This window comes from Pseudomonas sp. CCNWLW23, from assembly GCF_037095675.1.
Taxonomy (GTDB): domain Bacteria; phylum Pseudomonadota; class Gammaproteobacteria; order Pseudomonadales; family Pseudomonadaceae; genus Aquipseudomonas; species Aquipseudomonas atacamensis.
Window position 1 is genome coordinate 159,242 of the sequence record NZ_JBAWKM010000006.1, and the last position, 25,427, is coordinate 184,668.

Annotated in this window: 18 protein-coding genes and 2 pseudogenes; 19 read left to right on the forward strand and 1 reads right to left on the reverse strand. The window is 61.1% G+C overall.

Translation table 11 applies throughout. The features are described 5' to 3' along the window. The 3 genes from V8J63_RS10865 to V8J63_RS10875 are packed head-to-tail and all read left to right on the forward strand — an operon-like array spanning position 1 to position 4,661. Positions 1–2,403 (forward strand): acyl-CoA reductase, encoded by a 2,403-nt coding sequence (locus V8J63_RS10865; RefSeq protein WP_336464027.1) that lies wholly within the window; start codon positions 1–3, stop codon positions 2,401–2,403. Positions 2,404–2,446: 43 nt separating this feature from the next. Beyond that, a complete protein-coding gene (locus V8J63_RS10870; RefSeq protein ID WP_336464028.1) occupies positions 2,447–3,757 on the forward strand; it encodes a phenylacetate--CoA ligase family protein in 1,311 nt (436 codons plus the stop codon). Further along, positions 3,726–4,661, forward strand: a complete 936-nt coding sequence (locus V8J63_RS10875; protein WP_336464029.1) for a GNAT family N-acetyltransferase — start codon at positions 3,726–3,728, stop codon at positions 4,659–4,661. The genes V8J63_RS10870 and V8J63_RS10875 overlap by 32 nt, the downstream gene beginning before the upstream one ends. A gap of 45 nt (positions 4,662–4,706) precedes the next feature. Here V8J63_RS10875 and V8J63_RS10880 read toward each other — a convergent pair whose 3' ends face one another. Continuing rightward, entirely contained in the window at positions 4,707–5,234 is a 528-nt protein-coding gene (locus V8J63_RS10880; RefSeq protein WP_016774651.1) for a hypothetical protein, read from the reverse strand. Positions 5,235–5,588: 354 nt separating this feature from the next. On the opposite strand from V8J63_RS10880, the pseudogene V8J63_RS27775 reads away from it, so the two are divergent. The 16 genes and pseudogenes from V8J63_RS27775 to V8J63_RS10955 form a co-directional block, all read left to right on the forward strand. Then, positions 5,589–6,719: pseudogene (locus tag V8J63_RS27775) on the forward strand (HAMP domain-containing protein); the annotation flags it as partial. Positions 6,720–7,052: 333 nt separating this feature from the next. After that, positions 7,053–7,580, forward strand: a pseudogene (locus V8J63_RS27780) (methyl-accepting chemotaxis protein); the annotation flags it as partial. Between the two features lie 241 nt (positions 7,581–7,821). Beyond that, positions 7,822–8,268 carry a DUF411 domain-containing protein gene (locus tag V8J63_RS10890; RefSeq protein WP_041480975.1) on the forward strand — a complete coding sequence of 149 codons (447 nt, stop codon included), beginning with the start codon at positions 7,822–7,824 and terminating at the stop codon, positions 8,266–8,268. Beyond that, positions 8,268–8,702, forward strand: a complete 435-nt coding sequence (locus tag V8J63_RS10895) for a YqaA family protein (RefSeq protein ID WP_041480976.1) — start codon at positions 8,268–8,270, stop codon at positions 8,700–8,702. Before V8J63_RS10890 ends, V8J63_RS10895 begins: the two co-directional genes overlap by 1 nt. A gap of 86 nt (positions 8,703–8,788) precedes the next feature. Continuing rightward, positions 8,789–9,835, forward strand: a complete 1,047-nt coding sequence (locus V8J63_RS10900) for an alpha/beta fold hydrolase (RefSeq protein ID WP_125916206.1) — start codon at positions 8,789–8,791, stop codon at positions 9,833–9,835. A 12-nt stretch (positions 9,836–9,847) separates the two neighbouring features. Next, positions 9,848–10,801 (forward strand): D-2-hydroxyacid dehydrogenase family protein, encoded by a 954-nt coding sequence (locus V8J63_RS10905; RefSeq protein ID WP_130901980.1) that lies wholly within the window; start codon positions 9,848–9,850, stop codon positions 10,799–10,801. Positions 10,802–11,391: 590 nt separating this feature from the next. Continuing rightward, positions 11,392–12,978, forward strand: coding sequence for a glycogen synthase GlgA (gene glgA / locus V8J63_RS10910; protein ID WP_336464030.1), 1,587 nt, complete (start codon positions 11,392–11,394; stop codon positions 12,976–12,978). Positions 12,979–12,995: 17 nt separating this feature from the next. Next, positions 12,996–14,798 carry a malto-oligosyltrehalose trehalohydrolase gene (treZ, locus tag V8J63_RS10915; RefSeq protein ID WP_125926880.1) on the forward strand — a complete coding sequence of 601 codons (1,803 nt, stop codon included), beginning with the start codon at positions 12,996–12,998 and terminating at the stop codon, positions 14,796–14,798. After that, positions 14,795–16,873: a 4-alpha-glucanotransferase gene (malQ, locus tag V8J63_RS10920; protein ID WP_123442542.1), complete on the forward strand. Its 2,079-nt coding sequence runs from the start codon at positions 14,795–14,797 to the stop codon at positions 16,871–16,873. The genes treZ and malQ overlap by 4 nt, the downstream gene beginning before the upstream one ends. Continuing rightward, positions 16,870–19,644 carry a malto-oligosyltrehalose synthase gene (locus tag V8J63_RS10925; RefSeq protein WP_336464031.1) on the forward strand — a complete coding sequence of 925 codons (2,775 nt, stop codon included), beginning with the start codon at positions 16,870–16,872 and terminating at the stop codon, positions 19,642–19,644. The genes malQ and V8J63_RS10925 overlap by 4 nt, the downstream gene beginning before the upstream one ends. 21 nt (positions 19,645–19,665) lie before the next feature. Next, positions 19,666–20,004, forward strand: a complete 339-nt coding sequence (locus V8J63_RS10930; protein WP_123442544.1) for a DUF2934 domain-containing protein — start codon at positions 19,666–19,668, stop codon at positions 20,002–20,004. A gap of 239 nt (positions 20,005–20,243) precedes the next feature. After that, a complete protein-coding gene (glgX, locus tag V8J63_RS10935; protein ID WP_336464032.1) occupies positions 20,244–22,403 on the forward strand; it encodes a glycogen debranching protein GlgX in 2,160 nt (719 codons plus the stop codon). A gap of 1 nt (position 22,404) precedes the next feature. Then, positions 22,405–23,403 (forward strand): acyl-CoA dehydrogenase, encoded by a 999-nt coding sequence (locus tag V8J63_RS10940; protein ID WP_336464033.1) that lies wholly within the window; start codon positions 22,405–22,407, stop codon positions 23,401–23,403. Continuing rightward, positions 23,400–24,158 (forward strand): PIG-L deacetylase family protein, encoded by a 759-nt coding sequence (locus V8J63_RS10945; RefSeq protein WP_073474580.1) that lies wholly within the window; start codon positions 23,400–23,402, stop codon positions 24,156–24,158. The genes V8J63_RS10940 and V8J63_RS10945 overlap by 4 nt, the downstream gene beginning before the upstream one ends. Further along, entirely contained in the window at positions 24,155–24,754 is a 600-nt protein-coding gene (locus tag V8J63_RS10950) for an SAM-dependent methyltransferase (protein ID WP_336464034.1), read from the forward strand. Before V8J63_RS10945 ends, V8J63_RS10950 begins: the two co-directional genes overlap by 4 nt. Next, positions 24,751–25,410, forward strand: coding sequence for a glycosyltransferase (locus V8J63_RS10955; RefSeq protein ID WP_336352697.1), 660 nt, complete (start codon positions 24,751–24,753; stop codon positions 25,408–25,410). Before V8J63_RS10950 ends, V8J63_RS10955 begins: the two co-directional genes overlap by 4 nt. Positions 25,411–25,427 lie beyond the last annotated feature (17 nt).

The following is a 25,427-nucleotide window of genomic DNA, read 5'->3' on the forward strand; positions in this document are numbered from 1 at the left end:
ATGTATTTGATCAATGGACAACTGCACCACGCTTATAGCCTCGACCAAGCGCTGCAAGACCTGCAACAGGCGTTGCCGCAACACTTGGCGAGGGCCCTCGACAGCCGCACAGTCATCGACGCAGTCGCGGGATTTGCCCGGCAACTGCATGACGCGCACTCGGATCTGCCCCTCGACAACGAGCAGCGGCAGGCCCTGATCGATTTCTGCCAACCCGAAGCGCTAGCCTACAAACGCCAGCGTGAGTTGGGCGCCGAAGCCGATTGCCTGCGTCGTTTCGATTATCGCCAGCCACGCTTCGAAGCCTGGCGTCCACTCGGGCTGGTGGTGCACATCACTCCGGCCAACGCGCCGCTGCTGGCCTTTTGCGCGGTGGTGGAAAGTCTGCTCGCCGGCAACGTCAACTGGTTGCGCCCCAGCCGCAGCGATCAAGGCCTGACGGCGCAACTGTTGCGCGCGTTGGTCGACTGCGATGCAAGCGGACAACTGGCCGGACATGTGGCGGTGATTCCAGCGAGCACCGAGCAGATCGGCAAGCTGTGCAAACCCGCCAACGGCGTTGCAGCGTGGGGTGGCGAAGCGGCCCTGCAAGCGATTCGGCAACAGTTGGTGCCGGGTTGTCGCTGGATCGATTGGGGGCACCGCATCAGCTTCGTGTTTCTCACCCCGGAATCGTCTACGCCAGAGGCGCTTGATGCCGTCGCCGATGAAGTCTGCCGACTGGATCAGCAGGCCTGCTCCAGCCCGCAATGGCTGCTGGTGGACAGCGATGATCCGCAGGTTTTGTGCGATATCGGTGAACGCTTGGCACAGGCCCTGCAACGACGCGCCACGCAATGGCCGGTCCTGGTACCGACAATCCAGGAAGCCTCGCAAATTACCACGCACACGCAGATGGCCCGCCTCGGCCAGAGTTTCGCCGGACACACCGGGCAAGTGTGGAGCGGCCCGGGCTGGCGGGTGATCTGGAGCCATGATCGGCAACTCGCGCCTTCACCGCTGTTTCGCAGCGTACTGCTGCACCCGCTGCCGCAAGCGCTGCTGACCGCCACCCTGCTGCCGTGGCGCAACGTCCTGCAAAGCTGCGCGCTGATGTGTGCGCAACCGCGCATTGCCGAGCTTACCCATGCGTTGATCGCCGCCGGGGTCACGCGTATCGCACCGATCGGCAGCATTCACGACGGTTACGCAGGCGAACCCCATGACGGCGTCTATGCGCTGCAACGCTTGAGTCGGCGGGTATCGGTGAGTCTGGCGGCCACGCAACTGCCGAATCAGGCCAGTCTCGATTTACCGCTACTCGCGGCGAAGTCGTGCGCTGCGATCATGAACAAAGAGGCCTTCGTCGCCCAGCCCATCAACGATCAGGCGCAGTTGTATTTCCGCTCCGGAGGCAGCAGCGGCACCCCTGCTCTGGCCGGCTACAGCTATCGCGATTTCGATCGACAGATGCGCGCAACCGCTGACGGTCTGTTCGCCGCTGGTCTTGATCCGGCGCGGGATCGGGTCATGAACCTGTTCTTCTGTGGCGGGCTGTACGGCGGTTTTCTCAGCTTCAGCAAAGCGCTGGAATTGCTTGAGGTGACGCACCTGCCCATGGCCGCCCCCGCTGATGACGATTATCGGGAGATTGCTCAATTGATCATCGACCAACGGGTCAACGTCCTGGTGGGAATGCCCGCCACACTGCATCGCCTGTTTTTGAATGAGCAGCAGCGGCTGCGCGCTTATGGCGGGGTTGAAAAAGTCTTTCTCGGTGGCGAGCACCTGAGCGAGCAGAACCGTGCATTGCTGCGCAGTTGTGGCGTCTCGAGCATTCGCTCGGCGATCTACGGCAGCGTCGATGCCGGCCCGCTAGGCCATGCCTGCAAGGCTTCGGCGGATGGCGTTTTCCATCTGATGAACGCGATCCAGCACTTGGAAATCGTCGCGTTCGATGAGGATGTGCCGGTGGTCGAGGATCAAGTCGGTCGGCTGCTGGTGACCTCGCTCGCCCGTGAAGGGGGCCAGCGCGTGCAGCGTTATGAGATTGGCGACACCGGGCGCTGGCTGCCGGGCGTCTGCGCCTGCGGGCTGACGTCGCCACGCTTCGAGCTGTTGCAACGCCACGGCAAGCTGTTGCGCATCGGCACTGACTTCATCTCCCTGAGCGAATTGGCGTCGCGGCTGCAAGTGCCGTTTCAGTTGCAGCTGGACCACAGCGCTGACGGCGTCGAGCGCATGCAACTGCACTGCGAACTTGCAGCCGACATCGCTAAACACCGTCTCGCCGATTACCTGACCCTGATGACCGTGGTCGACAGCGGATTGCTGGTGCTGCAGATCGAACAATGCCCGCCCGAGCACTTCGTTCAAAACAAACACAGCGGCAAGACGCCGCTGGTCATTGACTCCCGCCGCTGACGCTTGCCGTGAGCTGGCTCATTCGAATCAAGAAGAATACACCGTGAAAACAACCGACCCGATTAGCGAATTGACGGGTTTTGCCCGCAAGCATTCGCCCTACTACAGGAACAGCCTCGCCGATATTCCCGAGGCAATAAGCTCGCTGCGCGAACTGCCACTACTTGATCCGGCAGACTTCTGGAAAGACAGCGCGGATCTGGCGCAATGGCCAGTTCTGACAGCACCGATTGCCCACGCCCTGGTCTTCAAGACCGGTGGCTCAACCGGCGGCGGCAGGCTCTCCGTATATGCCCGCACGGAATGGCAACGCACAGTGGAAGCTTTCGGCCGCAGTCTGAGCGAGCAATTCAGCTCCGGCGACCGTGTCGCCAATCTGTTCTTCGCTGGCGACCTCTACGCCAGTTTCCTGTTTATCCACGATTCACTGGCCCATGTGGAAACGCCTATCACCGAGTTTCCGTTTACCGGCGAAGTCGACCCGCCAATGCTGGTCGATGCCATCGTGCAACACCGGATCAACGTGTTGGCTGGCTTGCCTGCGCAACTTTTGACCTTCGCCAGTTGGCTCGACCAACGCGGCCTTGCGCTGCCCTTGGTTGATAGCGTGCTTTATGGCGGGGAGAGTCTGTTTGCCTCGCAACGCCAGCTTCTCGAGCAAGTGCTGCCCAACGCGCGCATTACCTCGATCGGCTACGCCAGCGTCGATGGCGGATTCATCGGTGCAAGTCATCGTGACTGCATCGAAGGAGAACATCGCACACCTGACGGTCACGCACTGCTGGAGATTGTCGATCAGCACAGCGGCGCAACGATCGAGGCCTGCGATCAAACCGGTCTGCTGGTGCTGACCAATCTGCATCGCCGTTTGATGCCGCTGATCCGCTATCCCGTCGGAGATCTCGCGTGCTGGCGCGAACCGCCGGGCACTGCACAACGCAAATTCGCCCTGCGGGGTCGCAGCGGCAACAGTCAGCGCGTGCGGGTCGGCATTCTGTCGCTGATGACCGATGAAATCAGCGAAAGCGTACGGAGCATCACTGGCAGCAACGATTGGCAGTTATTGGTCGAGCACGACGACGGCAGGGATCTATTGACGGTGAAATACGTAGTCAACGAAAGATCGACCCGCATCGAGGACAGACTCGAGGCCCGCTTGATCGAACTGTATCCGCAGATACCGCAACTGCGAGGCGCCGGGTTATTGCAGCTGCGTATACGGAGCTGCCGCTTCGAGGACCTTGAGCGCCATCCTCGCGCAGGGAAAAGCCTGCGGATCGTCGATTTACGCTGCTACGACCGACATGACAGGGAGGTGCGTGATGGAAGCGTTGATCCTGCGCAATTACCGTGACACCGACGCCACGGCAGTCAGCCAGCTGTTTCGCGAGGTCTATGGCGATCATTACGTGCAAAGCGACGTCTACCTGCCCTGCCTGATCAACCAGAACCACGCCGACAAACGCTGGCACTCACTGGTTGCAGTGGAGGGAGAGCGGATTCTTGGCCATGCCACTTTGTATCGGCAGAGCGAAAGCTCGCACGATGCCGAACTGGCCTTGAGCGTCGTACATCCCGATACCCGCGGCAAGAACATTGCCACGCGCCTGGGCGCGCAACTGCTGACTCATGCACAAGCGTTGGGTTGTCGCAGCGTTTCGATCAAACAGGTCACCCACCACCCCTATACCCAACGCATGGCTATCGGTCTCGGTTTTCATAACACCGGACTGTTGCCGGACTATGTCCGCTCACCCTTTGGCGGCAAAACACCGGAGTCGATCGTCTTGGGTGTCCGCGCCATAGACGGCTATCAGCGCCCGCTGCCGGAGCAGCCGTGGCCAACCCGCTACCGTGCGTTCATGGAGCGTATGACGGCGGCGTTTGGCTGTTCTCCCAGTGCAGCATGCTGGCGCGGGCCCTCGGTTCAGGTTCAACAACACGGCAATCGGCATGAAATGCTCGTGGAAAAACTCGAACCGGAACTGCTCGATCAGCTGAGAACGTTGCCCGGGCATTGGCTGATTTCGATTCGTTTGCAGCTGTCCCGACAGTTTGCCGTGGATCTGCACAGTCTTAACGCCATCGGTTTTGCTTTCACCGGTCTGGCGCCTGCGCAAGACAATCGAGGAGGCTGGCTGACGTTGTTTCATCGCGGCTACCGCACGCGCAAGCTGACATTGCATTGCCCGCACATGCAGCAGTTACACGACCAGGCACAACGTCAACTCACTGGGCGAGCCATGGCTGCGGTGTAATCAGCCGGAGCCCGCACACGGATGAGCGGGCTTCATCGGCAGATGTCACGCCTTTGCCGTCAGGCCTTTGTCGGACGGAACTGCCGCATTGCCTTCGCCATAGGTCTTGAGATTCTGCAGGACGTAAATGGCTTTCTTGAATTCGGGAATCAGGCTCTTGCCGTAGTAATTGCCATTGAGACTGTTGGTCTGGATGGCATCGAGCTGCGTGGCGAAATATTCCAGCGCGTTGAACTTCGCCTCCGGGTCTTTCTGCACGCCGAAGCGGTCGAATTTGTCGCCGGCATTGAGCAAGGTGATCGAGGTGATCTCGGAAATCAGGCCGCGCCCGCGCAGGAATTCGCTGAGGTTGCCCAACTGCTTGACGGAGACGTTGGCTGGATCAAAGCCCTTGATCTGCTTGCGCAAACCCTGTTTGTCCATCTCCGCGACGTTAAGCGCATTCGGATCGTTGCCGACCAGGGTCAGCATCTGCTGCACCTTGACGCTCTGCGAAACCTGCTTTTTCGCGCCGGTATCACGGACCATTACGCCCGCCTTGCTTTCCCAGGCGCCGGTATAGCCGATCGTCATGCGAGGATTCCTTGTGCAATGAGCATGAAATGTCCTTGTCCCAACCAATTGAATGGGCGCGAGTATCGGCCGCTTCGCCTGATCCAACCAACCCTTTTGTGCGCTTTTTTACAAATCTCGTACATTCATGACACCGAGCTTAAGGCCCGCAAACATTGCTTCAGCGCCGTCATCAGGATGTAACAACTGTGGCGATTGCGAGGGATGTACCAATCCTGATACCAACCGGTCATCGACCTGAGTTCTTTCGGCGCGCAAGTACCTAAAGCTTCCGCCCGTAACGACGATACGCTGTGATACCCGCCCTGTTTTATTCCTGCCCTCCAACAAAAACGCCGCTCAAGGATCAGTTCCATGCCCGCACTGCGCACAATTCAGGCTCGCTACACGCTGTTTCTGATTCTGTTCATCCTGTTGTTGTCCGTGCTCACCGTGGTCGGCATCAGCCAACTGGTCGCACCGACCCTGCGCGATACCGAAGAGAAGGTCGTGCTCAACCGCATCGCCGAAGTCGCCGTGCAGATTCAGGGCGAACTGAACAAGGTGCAGGCGCAGCAACGCAGTATCACCCAGACCATCCCCCTGCTCGACAGTGCAGCCATCGACGTGGTGTTGCCAGGGCTGGTGGATCAGTACGGCGAACTGAAAGTCTTTGGCGGCGGTATCTGGCCGTTGCCCGGCCAGCGCGAAGCCGGGCGCAACAAGTTCAGCACCTTCTGGCATCGCGATGCCTCGGGTCAGCTCAAGGTCAATACGTTCTGGAACAGCGACGCCGCACCGAACTACTACGACCAGAGCTGGCACAAGGGCGGCATGGCCACCCCGCGCGGCCAGTGCGCGTGGGCCGCTGCCTATAAGGACGACGCCAGTGCCGAGCCGCGCACCAACTGCGCCATGGCGATCTACAAGAACGGCAGCGCCTGGGGCGTCTCGACCATCGACGTGACCCTGGGCTTCTTCAACGACCTGGTGGCGCGCAAGGAAAAAGACCTCAACGCCGAAATGCTCATCGTCGAGGCTGACGGCAAGATCATCAGTAACAGCTCGCGCATCAGCGGTCCGATCGTGTTGAAGAACATCAGCGAACTCGCGGCCAGCTCGACCTTCATCAATCAGATCAAGACCGGCCTGCAGAACCGCGATAAAGCGCAACGCGTCGAGTTCGACAACAACGGTGAAGACGCCACATTCTTCATGCGCCCTATCGAGGGCACACCGTGGTTCCTCGCCACCGCCCTGCCGACCAAAATGCTCACCGCCCAGCGTGACGATGTGCTCAACAGTCTCAGCCTGATCCAGATACCGCTGGTGATCCTGCTGGTGCTGTTGCAGGTTTACGCGATTCGCAAACTGGTACAGCGCATGAAGGCTCTGAAAGCCAACATCGATTCACTGTCCAGCGGTGACGCCGACCTGACCCGTCGCATCACCATTCGCGCTGAGGACGAACTGGGCGCCATCGGCCATTCGGTCAACACCTTCATCGTCTATTTGCAGAACATGATCGGCGAAGTCACCCAGGCCACCGGTGCCATGGCGTCCAGCCTCGATAATCTGCAGCGCACTTCGGCGCACACCAGCCAGATTCTGCTGCGTCACGCGTCGGAAACCGACCAGACTGTCACCGCCATTACCGAAATGAGCTCCACCGCTGAAAGCGTGGCGCAGAATGCCGCTGAAACCGCTGCGTTCACCCAGCGCGCCAATGAAAATGCCGATCGCTCGCGCGTCGTGGTGGGTGAAGCGACCAACAGCGTGGTCGCGCTGATCGACGAAGTGGCCAGCGCTACACACAAAGTTGAAAACATGCAGCAGGACGCCCAGCGCATTACCGAGATTCTCGGCGTGATCGGTGCGATTGCCGGGCAGACCAACCTGCTCGCCCTCAACGCCGCGATCGAAGCGGCCCGGGCCGGTGAACAGGGTCGTGGCTTTGCGGTGGTAGCGGATGAAGTCCGCGCCCTCGCCGCCCGCACTCAGGCCAGCACTTCGGAAATCAACGAGATGTTGACCCGTCTGACCCAAGGCGTCAGTTCCTCGGTCAGTGCCATGGAAAACACCCAGGCCAGTTGCCAGTCCGCCGCTGACGCCACCGCCCGAGTCAACTCGGGGCTGGACGAAATGGCCGGTTCGGTCAGCCACATCAACAGCCTCAGCACGCAGATTGCCACCGCCGCCGAACAGCAAAGCGCAGTGACCGAAGAGATCAACCGCAGCATGGTGCAGATCCGTCACATGGTCGACGAACTGGTGCAGAGCGGCCAGGCCAGCGAGCTGAATACCCGCCAGTTGCTCGAAGCCAACAGCCGCGTGAGCGCGATCATGGGGCGGTTCAAGGTCAGTTAAGCCAACCGCGACCACGGGGATGTTGGCCTTTACGCCAATCCCCTGTGGGAGCGGAGCCTGCTCGCGAAAGCGATTTCTCAGTCACTGGAGCTGCGGCTGGTCAACCGCATTCGCGAGCAGACTCACTCCTACAATGGTTCGGGTGTTTTGTAGCAACTGGAAACACTCAGTTGATGTAGGAGCGGGAAAACAGGTCAAAATGCGTTCTTGCTGACCTTCACCGAGTCGAGAGCCCATTCCCATGCGAAGCCAACTGCGTCTGCTCGCCCTGAGCGCCCTGTTCATCTCCTCCCTGGCGCAAGCCGCCGAACTGATCCCGATCGAAGTGCACCGCGATGCCAATTGCGGCTGCTGCAAAAAGTGGATCAGCCATCTCGAAGCCAATGGCTTCAAAGTCGAAGATCACGTCGAAAGCGACATGAGCAGCTTTAAACAGCAGCACGGCGTACCACCGCGTCTGGCGTCCTGCCACACGGCGATCATCAATGGCAAATTCGTTGAAGGCCATGTGCCTGCCGATCAGGTGCTTGCGTTGAGCAAGCGCGACGATCTGCTGGGTGTGGCTGCACCGGGCATGCCAATGGGCTCACCGGGCATGGAAATGGACGGCATGAGCGACGCGTATCAGGTCATCGGCCTGAAGAAGGACGGCGCTGATGTGGTAGTGGCGGACTACCCGGCCCGTTGATGGGGGCAGCCTACTTCGGCCTGTTCTTTGCTGCGTTTGGCGCGGCGACATTGTTGCCGTTGCAGTCCGAGGCGCTGCTGGTCGGCCTGATCGTCAGCGAGCGTTACTGGCTGTGGGGTTTGCTCGCGGTGGCGACGCTGGGCAACGTGCTCGGTTCGCTGGTCAACTGGTGGCTGGGACGGGGCATCGAGCGGTTTCAGGATCGACGCTGGTTCCCGGTCAGTCCGCGGCATATGGCCAAGGCGCGCAAGCACTACGAGCGCTATGGGCATTGGTCGCTGCTGCTCAGTTGGCTGCCGGTGATTGGCGATCCGCTGACCTTGATTGCCGGCGTCATGCGCGAACCGCTCGGGCGCTTTCTGTTGATCGTCACCCTGGCCAAAGGCGCGCGCTATGGCGTGCTGGCCTTGCTGACACTGGGCTGGCTCGGTTGAACCAACCCTTCCTGTGATTGCCTTTGTTTAACGTCGGCGTAATCCCGACCTTCCAGAGTCGGCCAATTTTCAAGGAGTTAGTGCTTATGTCCGTCACGCTTTCCCGCTGGCTGCCCGGCCTCGTCCTCAGCGCTGCCCTGCCATTAATGGCGCAAGCGGCCACTGAAACCGCCCCCGCCGAAGGGCCTGCCTACGGCCCGGAGCTGCAAGGCTTCCAATACCCCTACACGCTTAAACACTTCGCCTTCGAATCCCAGGGTCAGAAGCTGCAAATGGGTTACATGGACGTCGCCGCCAATGGCAAGGCCAACGGCCGCACCGTGGTGCTGATGCACGGCAAGAATTTCTGCGCGGCGACCTGGGACAGTTCGATCAAGGCCTTGAGCGATGCCGGCTACCGCGTGATTGCGCCGGATCAGATCGGCTTCTGCACCTCCAGCAAACCCGAGCACTATCAGTACAGCTTCCAGCAACTGGCGACCAACACCCAGCAATTGCTCAAGGCGTTGGGCATTCAGAAAGCCACTGTGCTCGGCCACTCCACCGGCGGCATGCTCGCCACCCGTTATGCGCTGCTGTTCCCGGAGCAGGTCGATCAATTGGCGATGGTCAACCCGATCGGTCTGGAAGACTGGAAAGCCCTCGGTGTTCCCTATCGCACCGTCGATCAGTGGTATCAGCGTGAGTTGAAGGTCACGGCCAAGGGCATTCGCGACTATGAGCGCACCACTTATTACGACGGCCGCTGGAAGCCCGAATTCGATCGCTGGGTCGACATGCTCGCCGGTCTGAGCAAAGGTCCGGGCAAGACCCAGGTCGCGTGGAACTCGGCGCTGATCTACGACATGATCTTCACCCAGCCGGTGTACTACGAGTTCAAGGACCTGAAGATGCCGACCCTGTTGCTGATCGGCACCTCCGACACCACCGCCATCGGCAAGGACCTCGCACCGCCGGAAGTCAAAGCGAAAATCGGCCACTACGAGGTGCTCGGCAAACAGGTCGCCAAGTTGATTCCGCAGTCGACGCTAATCGAATTCCCGGGCATGGGCCACGCGCCACAAATGGAAGAACCGGAGAAATTCCATCAGGCGTTGCTCGGTTGGCTGGGCAAGACTCCTTCCGCTCCATGATGAGGTAAGCCGATGACGGTGCAGATTGCAGTGATCGATGACTGGCAGGACGTGGCACGCGACGTGGTCGACTGGTCCGTGCTGGAGAGCATCGGTGAAGTGACCTTTGTGCATGATTACCCGGCCGACAACGCGACACTGGCCGAGCGCCTCGGCCAGTACGAGGTGATCTGCGTCATGCGCGAACGCACGCGTTTCGACGCCGACTTGCTCGGACGCTTGCCCAATCTGAAGTTGCTGGTCACCGGCGGCATGCGCAATGCGGCGCTGGACATGCCGGCCGCTGCAGCGCTGGGCATCAAGGTCTGCGGCACCGACAGTTACAAACATGCCGCACCGGAACTGACCTGGGCGCTGATCATGGCGGCCACCCGTGATCTGGTGAAGGAAGCCAATGCCTTGCGCGCCGGCCAGTGGCAACAGGGCCTCGGCGGCGATCTGCATGGCAAGACCCTGGGAATCCTGGGTTTGGGCAGCATCGGCCAGCGGGTCGCGCAGTTCGGCCAGGTGTTCGGCATGCGGGTGATCGCCTGGAGCGAGAACCTCACCGCCGAACGCGCGGAACAGGTCGGCGTGACGTACGTCAGCAAGCAGCAACTGTTCGAGCAGGCCGACGTGCTGTCGGTGCATCTGGTGCTCAGTGAACGCAGTCGCGGTCTGGTTGATGCCCAAGCGCTGGAGTGGATGAAACCGAGCGCGCTTTTGGTCAACACTGCTCGCGGGCCGATCGTCGATGAAGCGGCGTTGATCAAGGCGCTACAGAAACGGCGCATTGCCGGGGCAGCGCTGGACGTGTTCGAGCAAGAGCCTTTGCCGGCCCTGCACCCGTTTCGCACGCTGGACAATGTCCTCGCCACGCCGCATGTGGGCTATGTCAGTCGGCAGAATTACGAGCAGTTCTTCCGGCAGATGATCGAGGATATTCAGGGTTGGGCAACTGGGGAGCCGGTGCGTCTGTTGAATTGATTCCATCACTTTAAAGTTCAGTTGCTGCAACAGGCCTCTTCGCGAGCAGGCTCGCTCCCACAGGTTGTACGCGTTCCAATGTGGGAGCGAGCCTGCTCGCGAAGGTCTCATCTCAGATACCGCTCTGAAATACCCTCGCACCACAACGGTGCAACCGGCCCATCCCCTAGCACAAAACCGTGACTACCCAGTCACCGTTTTGGCCCACTCCGACCGAAAAACATGCCCTTCGTCGGAGCGTTTCCGCTCCTGAACCCTCGCTTACATCCCGACACAACCGATTGTCGAACAATTTACCCATTTGCCCTAACCCGCTCTAGGATCTGGCCTAGACTGATTTTTCAGTGGCCAAACCACTCGGTCATACCGACGAAAAAAAGTCGAAACTTTTGCTTCACGCCACAGGTCATCAGAACAACTGGGCGAAAGCGACTGGTGTAATCCTTGCAACGGCCTCACCACCCATTCTGCTTGCGCGTGTTGGGTCAGCATTTGCTCACCGATGCGTGGCGCCTTTGCGCCCGGCCACAGGACTTGGCCACGAAACAGCTTGTTCGAGACAAGAATCAGATCACACACGGGAGATACATATGATCAGTGCGGCATTGGATATTCAGGGAGAGCGTGCTCACCAGTCGCTTGGAGAATCGAGCACCATCAGTGTTCCCGGCAGCCGACAGATCAACGTACCCGGCACCAAGACGCTTGCTCCGGTAGCAAGCCAGAATCCCAACAAGAAAAAAGTGTTGTTCGTGACTTCGGAAATCGCCGATCTGGTCAAGACCGGCGGCCTCGGTGACGTCTCCGCCGCCCTGCCCCGGGCCATGGCCCATCTGCATGATGTGCGGGTGCTGATTCCCGGTTATCCGCAAGTGGTGCACAGCGAAAACCCGATTCACATCATCGGCGAGCTGGGTGGCCACGCTGCGCTGCCACCTTGCAAGATCGGACGCATGGACATGCCCGATGGCCTGGTGATCTACGTGTTGATCTGCCCTGAACTCTACGAGCGTGAAGGTGGCCCTTACGGCGCCAACAACGGTCGCGACTGGCCGGACAACCATATCCGCTTCGCCCGTCTCGGCCTCGCCGCTGCCGACATCGCCGCCAATCTTGCGCAAATTCACTGGCGCCCGGATCTGGTGCACGCCCATGACTGGCCGGCTGGCCTCGCGCCCGCTTACATGCACTGGCGCGGGCAGCGCACGCCGACCCTGTTCACCATTCACAACCTTGCCTACCAGGGCGTGACGAGCCTCGGTTCCTGCCCAGAGCTGGGGATTCCCACCCATGCCCTGCAACAGGAAGGCATGGAGTTCTACGGCAAGATGTCGTTCCTCAAGGCCGGCATGGCCTATTCGAGCCACATCACCACCGTCAGCGCGACGTATGCTCAGGAAATCACCACCCCGGACTTCGGCTGTGGCCTCGACGGTTTCCTTGCCGCCAAGACCCAGCAAGGCCTGCTCAGCGGTATCCCGAACGGCATCGACGAGAGCTGGGATTCGGCGACCGACCCGCACCTGTTTGCCCCGTTCGCCATCGGCGACTGGGAAGGCAAAGCGGTCAACGCCGCCCACGTCCGTGAGCTGTTCGGCCTGAATGACTCTTCCGGCCCGCTGTTCGCCGTGGTTTCGCGCCTGGTCTATCAGAAAGGTCTCGACCTCACCGAAGCGGTGTCCGAGTTCATCGTGCAGAACGGTGGTCAGATCGCGATCATTGGTCGCGGCGAGCCGGAAGAAGAGCAAGCCATGCGTGAACTGGCCCTGCGCTTTCCTGGCCAGATCGGCGTGCGCATCGGCTTCAACGAGACCGATGCCCGACGCATGTTCGCCGGCAGCGATTTCCTCCTGATGCCTTCGCGTTACGAACCTTGCGGCTTGAGCCAAATGTACGCCCAGCGTTTCGGCTCGCTGCCGGTCGCGCGCAACACCGGCGGTCTGGCCGACACCATTGAAAACGGCGTCACCGGTTTCCTCTTCGATGAGTCCACCGTTGATAGCTACAAGGAAGCCCTGAGCCGCGCGTTCAAGGTCTTCGCCTTCCCGGAACTGCTCAATGCCATGCGCTGCCGCGCCATGGCTGCACCGTTCAACTGGAGCAAAGCGGTTGAACCGTACGCCGAACTTTACGAACAACTGGTCGCCAAGGCGTTGGGTAAAGCCAGCCACAAATAACCAGGGAGTTGCAGAAAATGCCGTCAAGGACCCAAGAAACCTGGCCCCACGGCGCGATCATGCTGGATGCCGAGCACACGCAATTTGCGTTGTGGGCGCCTGACGCGTTCTACGTCAGTGTGGAACTGGAAGATGGAAAATCGTTGCCCATGCTGCCTCAGGGCGACGGTTGGTTTGTAATCAAGGCCAATTGCCCGGCGGGCAGTCGCTACCGTTACTGCATCGATGGCGAACTGGAGGTGCCGGACCCGGCCTCCAGAGCGCAGGATGGTGACCTCGACCGCCACAGTGTGGTGGTCGATCCCCATGCCTACCAATGGCGGCACACGACCTGGAATGGTCGGCCGTGGAGCGAAGCGGTGATTTACGAGCTGCACGTCGGTGCGCTCGGTGGATTTGCCGAAGTTGAACAGCATCTGGCGCGCTTGGTGGCGCTGGGCATTACCGCCATCGAATTGATGCCGCTGGCGCAATTCCCCGGTGATCGCAACTGGGGCTACGACGGAGTGCTGCCCTATGCACCGCAAGCCTCCTACGGCACACCGGAACAACTCAAACACCTGATCGACACCGCCCACGGCCATGGCCTGGCGGTGATTCTCGACGTCGTCTACAACCACTTCGGTCCCGACGGTAACTATCTGCATCGTTACGCCAAAGGCTTTTTCCGCGAGGACAAGCACACGCCCTGGGGCGCGGCGATCGACTTCCGTCGCCCGGAAGTGCGCGAGTTCTTCATTGAAAACGCGCTGATGTGGCTGCTCGAATACCGTTTCGACGGTTTGCGTCTGGATGCGGTGCACGCGATTGAGGATCCCGACTTTCTCAGCGATCTGGCCCGACGCATTCGCCAGCAGATAGACCCGACCCGGCACGTCTGGCTGACCGTCGAGAACGAGCTGAACCAGTCGAGCCTGCTGGAAAACGATTACGACGCGCAGTGGAACGATGACGGTCATAACGCCCTGCACGTGCTGCTGACCGGCGAAACCGACGCCTACTACGCCGACTATGCCGCGCAACCCACCGAGCAATTGGTGCGCTGCCTGAGTCAGGGCTTTGTTTTCCAAGGCCACATCACTCGCCATGGCGAACCCCGTGGCGAGCCGAGCGAACATCTGCCCTCCACTGCTTTCGTGCTGTTCCTGCAGAACCATGACCAGATCGGCAACCGTGCCTTTGGCGAACGCCTGCATCAGCTCGCCGACCCGCGTGCGGTACAAGCGGCGACGGTGTTGTTGCTGCTGTCGCCGATGATTCCGCTGATGTTCATGGGCGATGAATTTGCCGCCGAGCAACCATTCCTGTTTTTTACCAGCCACCACGGTGAACTGGCGGAACTGGTGCGTGAAGGTCGGCGCAACGAGTTCGCCGCATTCAGTGCCTTTACCGATCCGCACAAGCGCGAACAGATCCCCGATCCGAATGCCGAAGAAACCTTCCGCGCCTCACAGCCACGACTAGTTGGCAGTGGCACGCCGTTACAACAGGAGACGCAAGAGCTCTATCGGCAACTGCTCAAGTTGCGGCACCAATACATCATTCCCAACCTCTCCGGGACTCAGGCTCTGGGCGCGCAGATGCTCGGCCATGGCGCGGTCAGCGCACGCTGGCGACTGGGCAACGGCAGTGAGCTGCGAATTGACCTGAACCTCAGTGACACGCCAGTGGTCAACCCTGCACAGACTGATACCGAATGGTTGTTTCAACAGCCAGCCGCAGTCGAACTGTCGGACCCGAACCAACTGCCGGCGTACACCGCGCTCGTCAGCCTCACGGCCGCACCCGTTATGCACCCCCTGGATGGAGAGCGCCTATGAGCGATGCGCAACTGGAAATACTCGCCAGTCGAGCCGGCCTTGCCGTCGACTGGATCGACGCCAACGGGCGTCAGCAAAAAGTCGCTCCTGCTGTGTTGCGCAATGTCCTGATCGGACTCGGCCACCCCGCCAGTACGGCGCAAGAAATCGATGCCAGCCTGCTGGAATTGCAAGAAGTCCAGCAAGACCGCCATTTGCCACCCCTGCTGACCTGCGACGTGGGCGTTGCCCTCGACCTGAGCCGCTATTTCTCACCGGAAACCCCCTGCGAAATCCATCTTGAAGACGGCTCGCAGATGAACCTGAAGCTGGACAACGAAGCCATGTTGCCCGGCTTGATTCCGGTCGGTTATCAGCAAGTGCATATCGCCGATCAGTATTTCACGCTCGCCGTGGCGCCTGAACGCTGCTTCAGCGTCGCCGATGCGGTCGATAGCCCGATCCCGCGAGCCTGGGGTCTGAGCGCCCAGTTGTATTCGCTGCGCCGTCCGGGTGACGGTGGTTTTGGCGATACCCAGGCGCTGGAGGAACTGGTTCGTGTAGCGGGCGAACGTGGCGCCGATGCGCTGGCGATCAGTCCGATGCACGCGATGTTCAGCGCAGACAATGGCCGCTACAGCCCTTATTCGCCGTCCAGCCGCTTGTTTCTCAATTCACTGTATGCCGCGCCGGGGAGCATTCTCGGGGAACGCGCGTTGCGTGATGCAATTGATGCCAGTGGCCTGGCCGCGCAGTTCGAGCAGCTGGAAAATCTCAAGCTGATCGACTGGCCGACCGCTGCCGAAGCAAAGCAGAAGCTGCTGCAAGCCTTGTATGAAGGTTTCGTCGCTGGTGAGCATCCGCTGCACGCCGACTTCGCCAGTTTTCGTCACGCCGGTGGCGAAGCGCTGGAGAACCATTGCCGCTTTGAAGCGATTCAGGAAATGCGCGCCGCCCGTGGCGAAAGCCTCGACTGGCGCGAATGGCCGGAGCACTGGCACGACCCGCGCGGCGCAGCGCTCGGCGCGTTTGCCGAGGAATATGCCGAGCGCATCGGTTATTTCGCCTTCTGCCAATGGCTGATCCATCGCTGCCTCGAACGAGCGCAAACTGCTGCGCGCAGTGCTGGCATGGGGATCGGTCTGATCGCCGACCTCGCCGTCGGTGCTGACGGTGCTGGCAGTCAGGCCTGGAGTTTCCAGGACGAATTGCTCGCCTCGCTGACCGTAGGCGCACCGCCGGACATCCTCAATCGCAGCGGCCAGGGCTGGGGCATTTCCGCGTTCTCGCCGGAAGGGCTGATCCGCAATGGTTTCCGCGCCTTCATCGACATGCTGCGCGCCAACTTCGCCCACGCCGGTGGCTTGCGTATCGACCATGTCATGGGCCTGCAACGCCTGTGGGTGATTCCCAACGGCGCCGCTCCGGCCGATGGCGCCTATCTGTATTACCCGTTCGACGACATGTTGCGCCTGCTGACCCTGGAATCCCATCGGCATCAGGCCATTGTGCTCGGTGAAGACCTCGGCACGGTACCGGAAGGCCTGCGGGAAAAACTCGCCGCGCGTTCGATTCTGGGCATGCGCGTATTGTTGTTCGAACAGGACAACACCCGCTTCAAACCGATTCTCGACTGGCCGGATGATGCCCTGGCGACCACCAGCACCCATGACCTGCCGACACTCAACGGTTGGTGGCATGGCCGTGACATTGACTGGAATGCACGCCTCGGTCTGGTTGATGCCAACGGCGAAATCGACTGGCGCCGGCACCGTGAGCGTGAACGCGAAGGCCTGCGCGATGCACTGCGCCAGGATCCGCAGAATTTCCGCGAAGAGTCCCACGAAGCCGATCAAGTGGTCGATGCCAGTGTGCGTTTCCTCGGCCACACCCGCGCGCCGCTGGTGCTGCTGCCGCTGGAAGATGCCTTGGGTATCGATGAACAGCCGAATCTGCCTGGCACCACCGATTCACATCCGAACTGGTCGCGACGTTTGCCCGGTCCCAGCGAAGCGTTGCTGGACGGCCCCGATGCCGCCCGCCGCCTGGAACTGCTGGCCTGCGCGCGCCTTCAAGCCTCTGAGCGTGACCAATGAATCAACAGCAAATCCAGCCACTGCGCGCCACCTTGCGCCTGCAATTTCATAAAGGTTTTACCCTCGAACAAGCGGTGCCACTGGTGCCGTACTTTGCCCGCCTCGGCATCAGCCATATCTACGCCTCGCCCCTGCTGGCGGCGCGCGCCGGTTCCATGCATGGCTACGACGTCGTCGACCCGACCCAGGTCAATCCGGAACTGGGCGGCGAGCCGGCGTTGCGCCAACTGATCAGCACCCTGCGCGAACACAACATGGGCCTGATCCTCGACATCGTTTCCAACCACATGGCCGTGGGCGGCAATGACAACCCGTGGTGGCTCGACCTGCTCGAATGGGGACGCCTGAGCCCGTACGGCGAATTCTTCGACATTCAGTGGCACTCGCCGGACCCGTTGATGGAAGGCCAGTTGCTGCTGCCGTTCCTTGGCAGTGATTACGGCGTGGCGTTGCAGGAAGGCACGCTGAAGCTGAAATTCAACGCGCAGATCGGCACTTTTTACGTCGAGCATTACGACCACCACTTCCCGATCTGCCCGAACAACTATGGCGAGCTGCTCAAGTCCGACGACACGCTGAAGACTCTGGCAGATCGCTTCAGCACACTCAGCTACCAGACCGACGCACATTCGCTGGCGATGCCGCTCAAGCAGGAGCTGCGCGAGCTGGCGAGCGATCCGCGTGTTCTGGCGACTATCGAAGGCAACCTCGCACAGTACGATTCCACCACCGAGGAAGGCTTCCACAAGCTCCACGAGTTACTGGAACGGCAGAGTTATCGCCTGGCCAGTTGGCGCACGGCGGCGGACGACATCAACTGGCGGCGCTTCTTCGACATCAACGAGCTTGGCGGCCTGCGCGTCGAGCGTCCGGCGGTGTTCGAAGCGACCCACGGCAAAATTTTCCAATTGGTCGAAGAAGGTCTGGTCGACGGCTTGCGCATCGACCACATCGACGGCCTCGCCGACCCGCGTGGCTACTGCCGCAAATTGCGCCGTCGCCTTGATCACTTGGCGCCGGGACGTCATCTGCCGATCTATGTCGAGAAGATCCTCGGCGAGGGCGAAACCCTGCGCCGCGACTGGAGCGTCGACGGCACCACCGGCTACGAGTTCATGAATCAGCTGTCGCTGCTGCAACACGACCCGGACGGCGAACACGTGCTCGGCGAACTCTGGCAGCGCCGCACTGAGCGCCCGGCTGCGTTCATGGAAGAAGCGCAACTGGCCCGTCAGCAGATCCTCAACGGCTCGCTGGCCAGCGACTTTGAAAGTGTCGCGCAGGCCCTGCATCAAGTCGCGCGGGATGACCTGATGACCCGCGACCTGACCTTGGGCGCGATTCGCCGCGTGCTGCATGCGCTGATCGTGCACTTCCCGGTTTATCGCACTTACATCAGCGCCATGGGCCGGTCCGAGCAGGACGAAGCGATTTTCCAGCACGCCATGGACGGTGCGCGGCAAACCCTCAGCGAAGCCGACTGGCCAGTGCTCGACTCGGTCGCCAGCTGGCTCGGCGGCACGCCTTGGCGCCGCAAGCCACGGGGGCGCTCGCGCAAGATCCTCAAGCATGCCTGCGTGCGTTTCCAGCAACTGACTTCGCCGGCGGCGGCCAAAGCCGTGGAAGATACCGCGCTGTATCGCTCGGCGGTGCTGCTGTCGCGCAATGATGTCGGTTACAACACCGAGCAATTCAGCGCGCCGGTCAGTGAGTTCCACGAAGTCAATCAACAGCGCATGGCCGAGTTTCCAGACAACCTGCTCGCGACTGCTACCCATGACCACAAGCGTGGCGAAGACACTCGCGCCCGGCTGGCCGTGCTGAGCGAACGCAGCCATTGGTACGCCGATCAGGTCGAACTGTGGCGCGCCCTCGCCCGCCCCGTGCGCATCGAAGACGACGCGCCTTCCGCTGGCGACGAACTGATCCTCTATCAGGCATTGCTCGGCAGTTGGCCGCTGGACCTGCAGGACGACGACAAGGCCGGTTTCGCCGATTACGCCAAGCGCATCTGGCAGTGGCAACAGAAAGCCCTGCGTGAAGCCAAGCTGCAAAGCAGCTGGAGCGCGCCGAATGAAGCGTATGAAAACGCAGCACAGGCGTTCACGGAAAAGCTGTTGACCGGTGAAGAAGGCGAGTTGCTGCGTGCGGCGCTGAGCAAGACCGTCAACAGCATCGCCGCTGCCGGCGCGCTCAACGGGCTGGCGCAAACCTTGCTGCGCATGACCGTGCCGGGTGTGCCGGATCTGTACCAGGGCAACGAGTACTGGGATTTCAGTCTGGTGGACCCGGACAACCGTCGGCCGGTGGATTACGCCGCCCGCGAGCAAGCGTTGCAGGCATCTGTGCCGGGTACCGAACTGCTCAAGGACTGGCGTGACGGGCGCATCAAACAGGCGCTGATCAGTGAGGTGTTGAACCTGCGCAAGGAACACAGCGAGCTGTTCCGTCGTGGCGATTACCAGCCATTGGAAGTACTGGGCAGTCAGGCGCACAACGTCTTGGCATTCGCGCGTGAACACGAAGGCGTGCGGGCCATCGTGGTAGTGCCGGTGCGTTGCGCGACGTTGCTGGAAAACAGTGCCATGCCGCAGGTCGATGCGCGGCGCTGGGGCGATACGCGGGTGGTTTTACCGTCTGCCGCTTCGGATGCAAACCTGAAGGGACTTTTTGCAAGCAGCGTAGTCACACAAAACAGGGAGCTGAATGTCAGCGAAGCGCTGGGGGATGTCCCGGTCAATCTCTTTATCCAACACTTAACACAAGCATGAGTTCAGTTCAGGAGCATTGCGATGAGCACCGACGATAAACGCATTCGCGAATTCGCCTATCAGATCTGGGAGTCGGAAGGGAAACCTGAAGGCCACGAAGAACGTCATTGGGAAATGGCGCGCAAGCTGGCCGAGGCCGAAGCGCTGGCACCCAAGAAGCCACCGAAAGCGGCGGGCAGCAAAGTGGCTGGCAAGACTACAGCCGCTGCAGCGAAAAGCACCGACGGCAAGACTCCGGCAACCGCCAAAGCCAAACCGGCAGCGAAAGCCAAGCCGGCGGCCACGCCCAAAGTAGTCCCGCCGGGCGAAAAGGCTACCGAGAAAAAGCCGCGAGCAGCGAAGAAGCCTCCGGCGAACTGACCCGATCCATTTTTGAACTGAATGACTGTGTGGCGAGCGTGCTCGCCACAAGGGGTTCTTGCGCCCCGAAGAAAGTCCCTTATTGGGAACAACACACAACCCTGTGGGAGCGAGCCTGCTCGCGAAAGCGCTAGGTCAGTTGGTGAAAATGTCGAATGTACCGACGCTTTCGCGAGCAAGCTCGCTCCCACCAGGAAATCTCATTGCCTGAACTGTCCCGTTTTTTTGCAGGAGCAATCATGACCCGTCCAAAGAAAGCCGAACCCGCTGCGCACGCCGAGCCGTCGAGAATCCGTGAAGGCCTGCCCTTCCCGCTCGGTGCGACCTGGGATGGTCTGGGGGTGAACTTTGCTCTGTTTTCCGCCAACGCCACCAAGGTCGAGCTGTGCATTTTCGACGATGCCGGCGAGGTCGAGCTCGAACGCATCGAGCTGCCGGAATACACCGATGAGATCTACCACGGCTACCTGCCGGATGCGCATCCTGGCTTGATCTACGGCTACCGCGTATATGGTCCTTATGACCCGGCCAATGGTCACCGCTTCAACCACAACAAACTGCTGATCGACCCGTACGCCAAGCAATTGGTCGGCGAGCTGAAATGGTCGGAGGCGCTGTTCGGCTACACCATCGGCCACCCCGACGCCGACCTCAGTTTCGACGAGCGTGACAGCGCGCCATTCGTGCCCAAGTGCAAGGTCATCGACCCGGCGCACACCTGGGGCAACGACCATCGCGTCAGCGTGCCGTGGGACAAGACCATCATTTATGAAACCCATGTGCGCGGCATCAGCATGCGTCACCCGTCGGTGCCGGAAAACCTGCGTGGCACTTTCGGCGGTCTGATGGTCGACGACGTGCTCGAGCACATACGCAAGCTCGGTGTGTCTTCTGTCGAACTGCTGCCGATCCATGCTTTCGTCAACGATCAGCATCTGCTGCAAAAGGGCATGACCAACTACTGGGGCTACAACAGCATTGCGTTCTTCGCCCCGGACCCGCGTTATCTGGCCAGTGGCAAGATTGCCGAATTCAAGGAAATGGTCGCGCATCTGCACGATGCCAACCTCGAAGTCATTCTCGACGTGGTCTACAACCACACCGCCGAAGGCAACGAGCAAGGCCCGACCCTGTCGATGCGCGGTATCGACAACGCCTCCTACTACCGCTTGATGCCGGACGACAAGCGCTACTACATCAACGATTCCGGCACCGGTAACACGCTCGACCTGAGCCACCCGTGCGTGCTGCAAATGGTCACTGACTCTCTGCGCTACTGGGCCAGTGAGATGCACGTCGATGGCTTCCGCTTCGACTTGGCAACCATTCTTGGCCGCTACCACGATGGCTTCGACGAGCGCCACAGCTTCCTCGTCGCCTGCCGTCAGGACCCAGTGCTGCGTCAGGTGAAAATGATCGCTGAGCCGTGGGACTGCGGTCCCGGCGGTTATCAGGTGGGCAACTTTCCGCCGGGCTGGGTTGAGTGGAACGACAAGTTCCGCGACACCGTGCGTGCGTTCTGGAAAGGCGACGACGCTCAGCTCGCCGATTTCGCCAGCCGCATGACCGCTTCCGGCGAGATGTTCAACCAGCGTGGGCGCCGGCCGTATTCGTCGGTGAACTTCATCACCGCCCACGACGGTTTCACTCTCAACGATCTGGTCTCGTACAACGACAAGCACAACGAAGCCAACGACGAGAACAACCAGGACGGCAGCAACAACAACCTGTCGTGGAACCACGGCGTCGAAGGTCCGACCGACGATCCGGAAATCAACGCTCTGCGCCACCGGCAGATGCGCAACTTTTTCGCCACCCTGCTGCTGGCCCAAGGTACTCCGATGATCGTCGCCGGTGACGAGTTCGCCCGCACCCAGGACGGCAACAACAACGCCTATTGCCAGGACAGCGAGATCGGCTGGGTCAACTGGGACCTGAGCGAGGACGGCAAGTCCCTGCTCAAGTTCGTCAAACGCCTGATCAAGCTCCGCCTGACTTATCCGATCCTGCGACGCGGACGTTTCCTGGTCGGCGAATACAACGAAGACATCGGCGTCAAGGACGTGACCTGGCTGGCACCGGACGCTACCGAGATGACCACCGAGCACTGGCACGATGCGCACAACCGCTGCCTCGGCATGCTGCTCGACGGTCGCGCGCAGGAAACCGGCATCCGCCGCAAAGGTGCCGACGCGACCCTGTTGCTGGTGGTCAACGCCCACCACGACATCGTCAACTTCACCCTGCCTGAAGTGCCGGATGGCGGCTTCTGGACCTGTATGATCGACACCAATCAACCGTCGATTCGCGGCCAGGAGCGCTTTGACTTCGGCCATGAATATTCGGTGACCGGGCGTTCGTTGCTGCTGTTCGAACTGCAACGTGACGAAGAAGATTGATATGGACTTTCAACATTATCTGGCCCGCCGTCCGCCAGATTACGCCGACACCAATGCCCTCGGCCGTTGCCTGCGGGCAATGGTCGAGGCCGGCCTCGACCGCTTGCCGCTGCCCGGCAGCGGTCACACGCTGGAGCGCTTTCAGCGTCTCTCGGAAGTCGGTGGACACGATTTAGGCCTGTGCAAACTCTATGAGGGCCACACCGACGCGCTGGCGATCATCGAGCAATTGGGCGGTACGCCAACCCCGGGCAGTACGTGGGGCATGTGGGCCGCCGAACCGCCGCAGGCACGGGTGAAAGTCACGCCGGCCGGGCATATGGTGATGCTGAACGGACGCAAGGCCTGGTGCTCTGGCGCTGCGGTGCTCAGCCACGCCTTGCTTACCGCATGGGACGCGGACGGTCAGCAGCAATTGGTTGCAGTCGCACTCGATCAACCTGGCGTGACCATCACCGATCAAGGCTGGCAAGCGGTGGGCATGGCAGCCACCGGCAGCGTCGAAGTACTGTTCGACAACGCCGAAGCGCAGGCCATTGGCAACCCCGGTGATTACCTGCAACGGCCGGGGTTCTGGCAGGGCGGGATCGGTATCGCCGCTTGCTGGTACGGCGCTTCACGGCGGATTGCCGAAGGGCTGCGTCAGCATTGCGCGCAACGCGATGAACCGCACGCCCTCGCCCATCTCGGTGCGACTGACACAGCACTGCAAGCGGCAGCCGATGTGTTGCGCTTCAGCGCGCTGCAAATCGATGCGCAGCCCGAGGCCGACGCTGAATTGCTCGCCCGCCGCGCCCGCGCCGTGGTTGAACAGTCTGCTGAACAGGTGATGCGTGAAGTCGGTCGTGCGTTGGGTGCCGGGCCGTTTTGTCAGGATCGGCATTTCGCCCGGTTGAGTGCCGACCTGCCGGTGTTTCTGCGCCAGAGTCACGCTGAACGCGACCTTGCTGCACTGGGCCAGCAGATTGCTGGTCAGTCCTGCGAGGTCTGGGCGTTATGAAGGACAACCCGATCGTTGGCCAGGGCACTTCATTGCAGCAATGGCAGGCTTCGCGGCGTCTGGCCGAGCTGCCGGCCATCGACATTCTTGACTTGGTACCGCTGGGTTCGCGAGCGGTGATCATCGCACCGCACCCGGACGACGAAGTGCTCGGTTGCGGCGGCATCATGCAGTTGCTGGCGGCAGCCGGACGGCCGTTGCAGTTGATCTCGGTTACCGATGGCAGCGCCAGTCACCCCGGCTCGCAGCGCTGGACAGTCGAGCGTTTGAGCGTGGTGCGCCCGCAGGAGTCTGCCGAAGCCTTGCGTCGTCTCGGTCTGCCGATGCATAGCCTGAAATGGCTGCGCGGAGGTTTTACCGATACGCAAGTGGCGGCGCAGGAAACCGAGTTGAGCGAATTCATCGCCGGTTATCTGCACGCCAGTGATGTGGTTTTCACTACCTGGCGCCAGGACGGTCACAGCGATCACGAGGCCGTCGGCCGCGCCAGTGTCGAAGCGGCGCGACGCGTTGGTGCGACCTGCCATGAACTTCCGGTCTGGACCTGGCACTGGGCAACCCCGGAAGACGCTTCGGTGCCATGGGAGCGTGCGCGCAAGATTCTCCTTTCACCGACGCACATCGCACGTAAACGCCACGCCGCGCACGCGTTCGCCAGCCAGTTGGAAGGCGACCGCGACGTCGGCCTCGGGCCAGTGCTCGCGCCCTATGTGCTCGATCGTTTGCTGCAACCTTTTGAAGTGGTGTTCCTGTGAGCGTCGATGACCGCTATTTCGACGGCCTGTTCGCGGGCAATGACGACCCATGGGCGTTCCGCCAGCGCTGGTACGAACAGCGCAAGCGCGCGATCAGCCTCGCCGCCCTGCCCCGTCCGCGCTACAGGTCGGTGTTCGAGCCGGGTTGCGCCAACGGCGAACTGAGTGCAGAACTGGCCCCGCGCTGCGACCGCCTGTTGTGTTGTGACACGGCGAGCGCGGCGGTGAAGCTGGCGCGGACGCGCTTGAGCATTTTCGAGCATGCCGAAGTCCGCCAGGGCCGCCTTCCCGTTGACTGGCCGGAGGAAAAATTCGACCTGATCGTATTCAGCGAAGTCGGCTACTACCTCGACGAAAAAGATCTGACAGAAATGATCCGCCGGATCAGTGGGTCACTGACCGCCGACGGCCAATTGCTGGCCTGCCACTGGCGCCCGCCGATCGAGGGTTGCCCGCTGAATGCACGGCAGGTCCACGATCAGATCCACGATCAGTTGGCTTTGCCGCGTCTTGTGCTGCATCAGGAAGCGGATTTCATTCTCGAACTGTGGAGCCGCGAGCCACGCTCGGTGGCGGCCCTGGAGGGCTTGCGTTGATCGGTATCGTGATTCCCGCGCACAACGAAGAGGCGCTGCTTGATGAATGCCTGCGTGCAGCGTTGCGCGCCAGCCAGCATGCACAACTGGGCGGCGAGCCGGTGGAAATACTGGTGGTGCTCGACAGTTGCAGCGATGGCTCGGCGCGGATCGTCAGCGCTTATCCGGTGCTCAGCTTGCAGATTGATGCGCGCAACGTTGGCGAAGCCCGCGCCACCGGTGCGCGCCTGTTGCTCGAGCGCGGTGCCCGCTGGATCGCCTGCACCGACGCCGACAGCCGCGTCGCCGATGACTGGCTGGTGGCGCAACTGGGGCTGGAGGCTGATGCTGTGTGCGGCACGGTCACTGTCGAGCACTGGCACGAATCGATCGATGAAGCGGCGCAGATTCGCTATCACCGCCATTATCAGGCGTGCGATGGCCATCGACACATTCACGGCGCCAACCTCGGTGTCAGTGCCGAGGCTTATCGTCTGGCCGGCGGTTTCAAACCGCTGACCTGTGACGAGGACGTGCAACTGGTGCGTGCACTGGAGCGCAGCGGTGCGAATATCGCATGGAGTCACCGTCCGCAAGTGCACACCAGCGCCCGTCTGGACAGCCGGGCCAAGGGCGGGTTCGGTGACTTTTTGCGCAATCTGGCACAGCTGGAATAAAAAATTACGGATCAGAT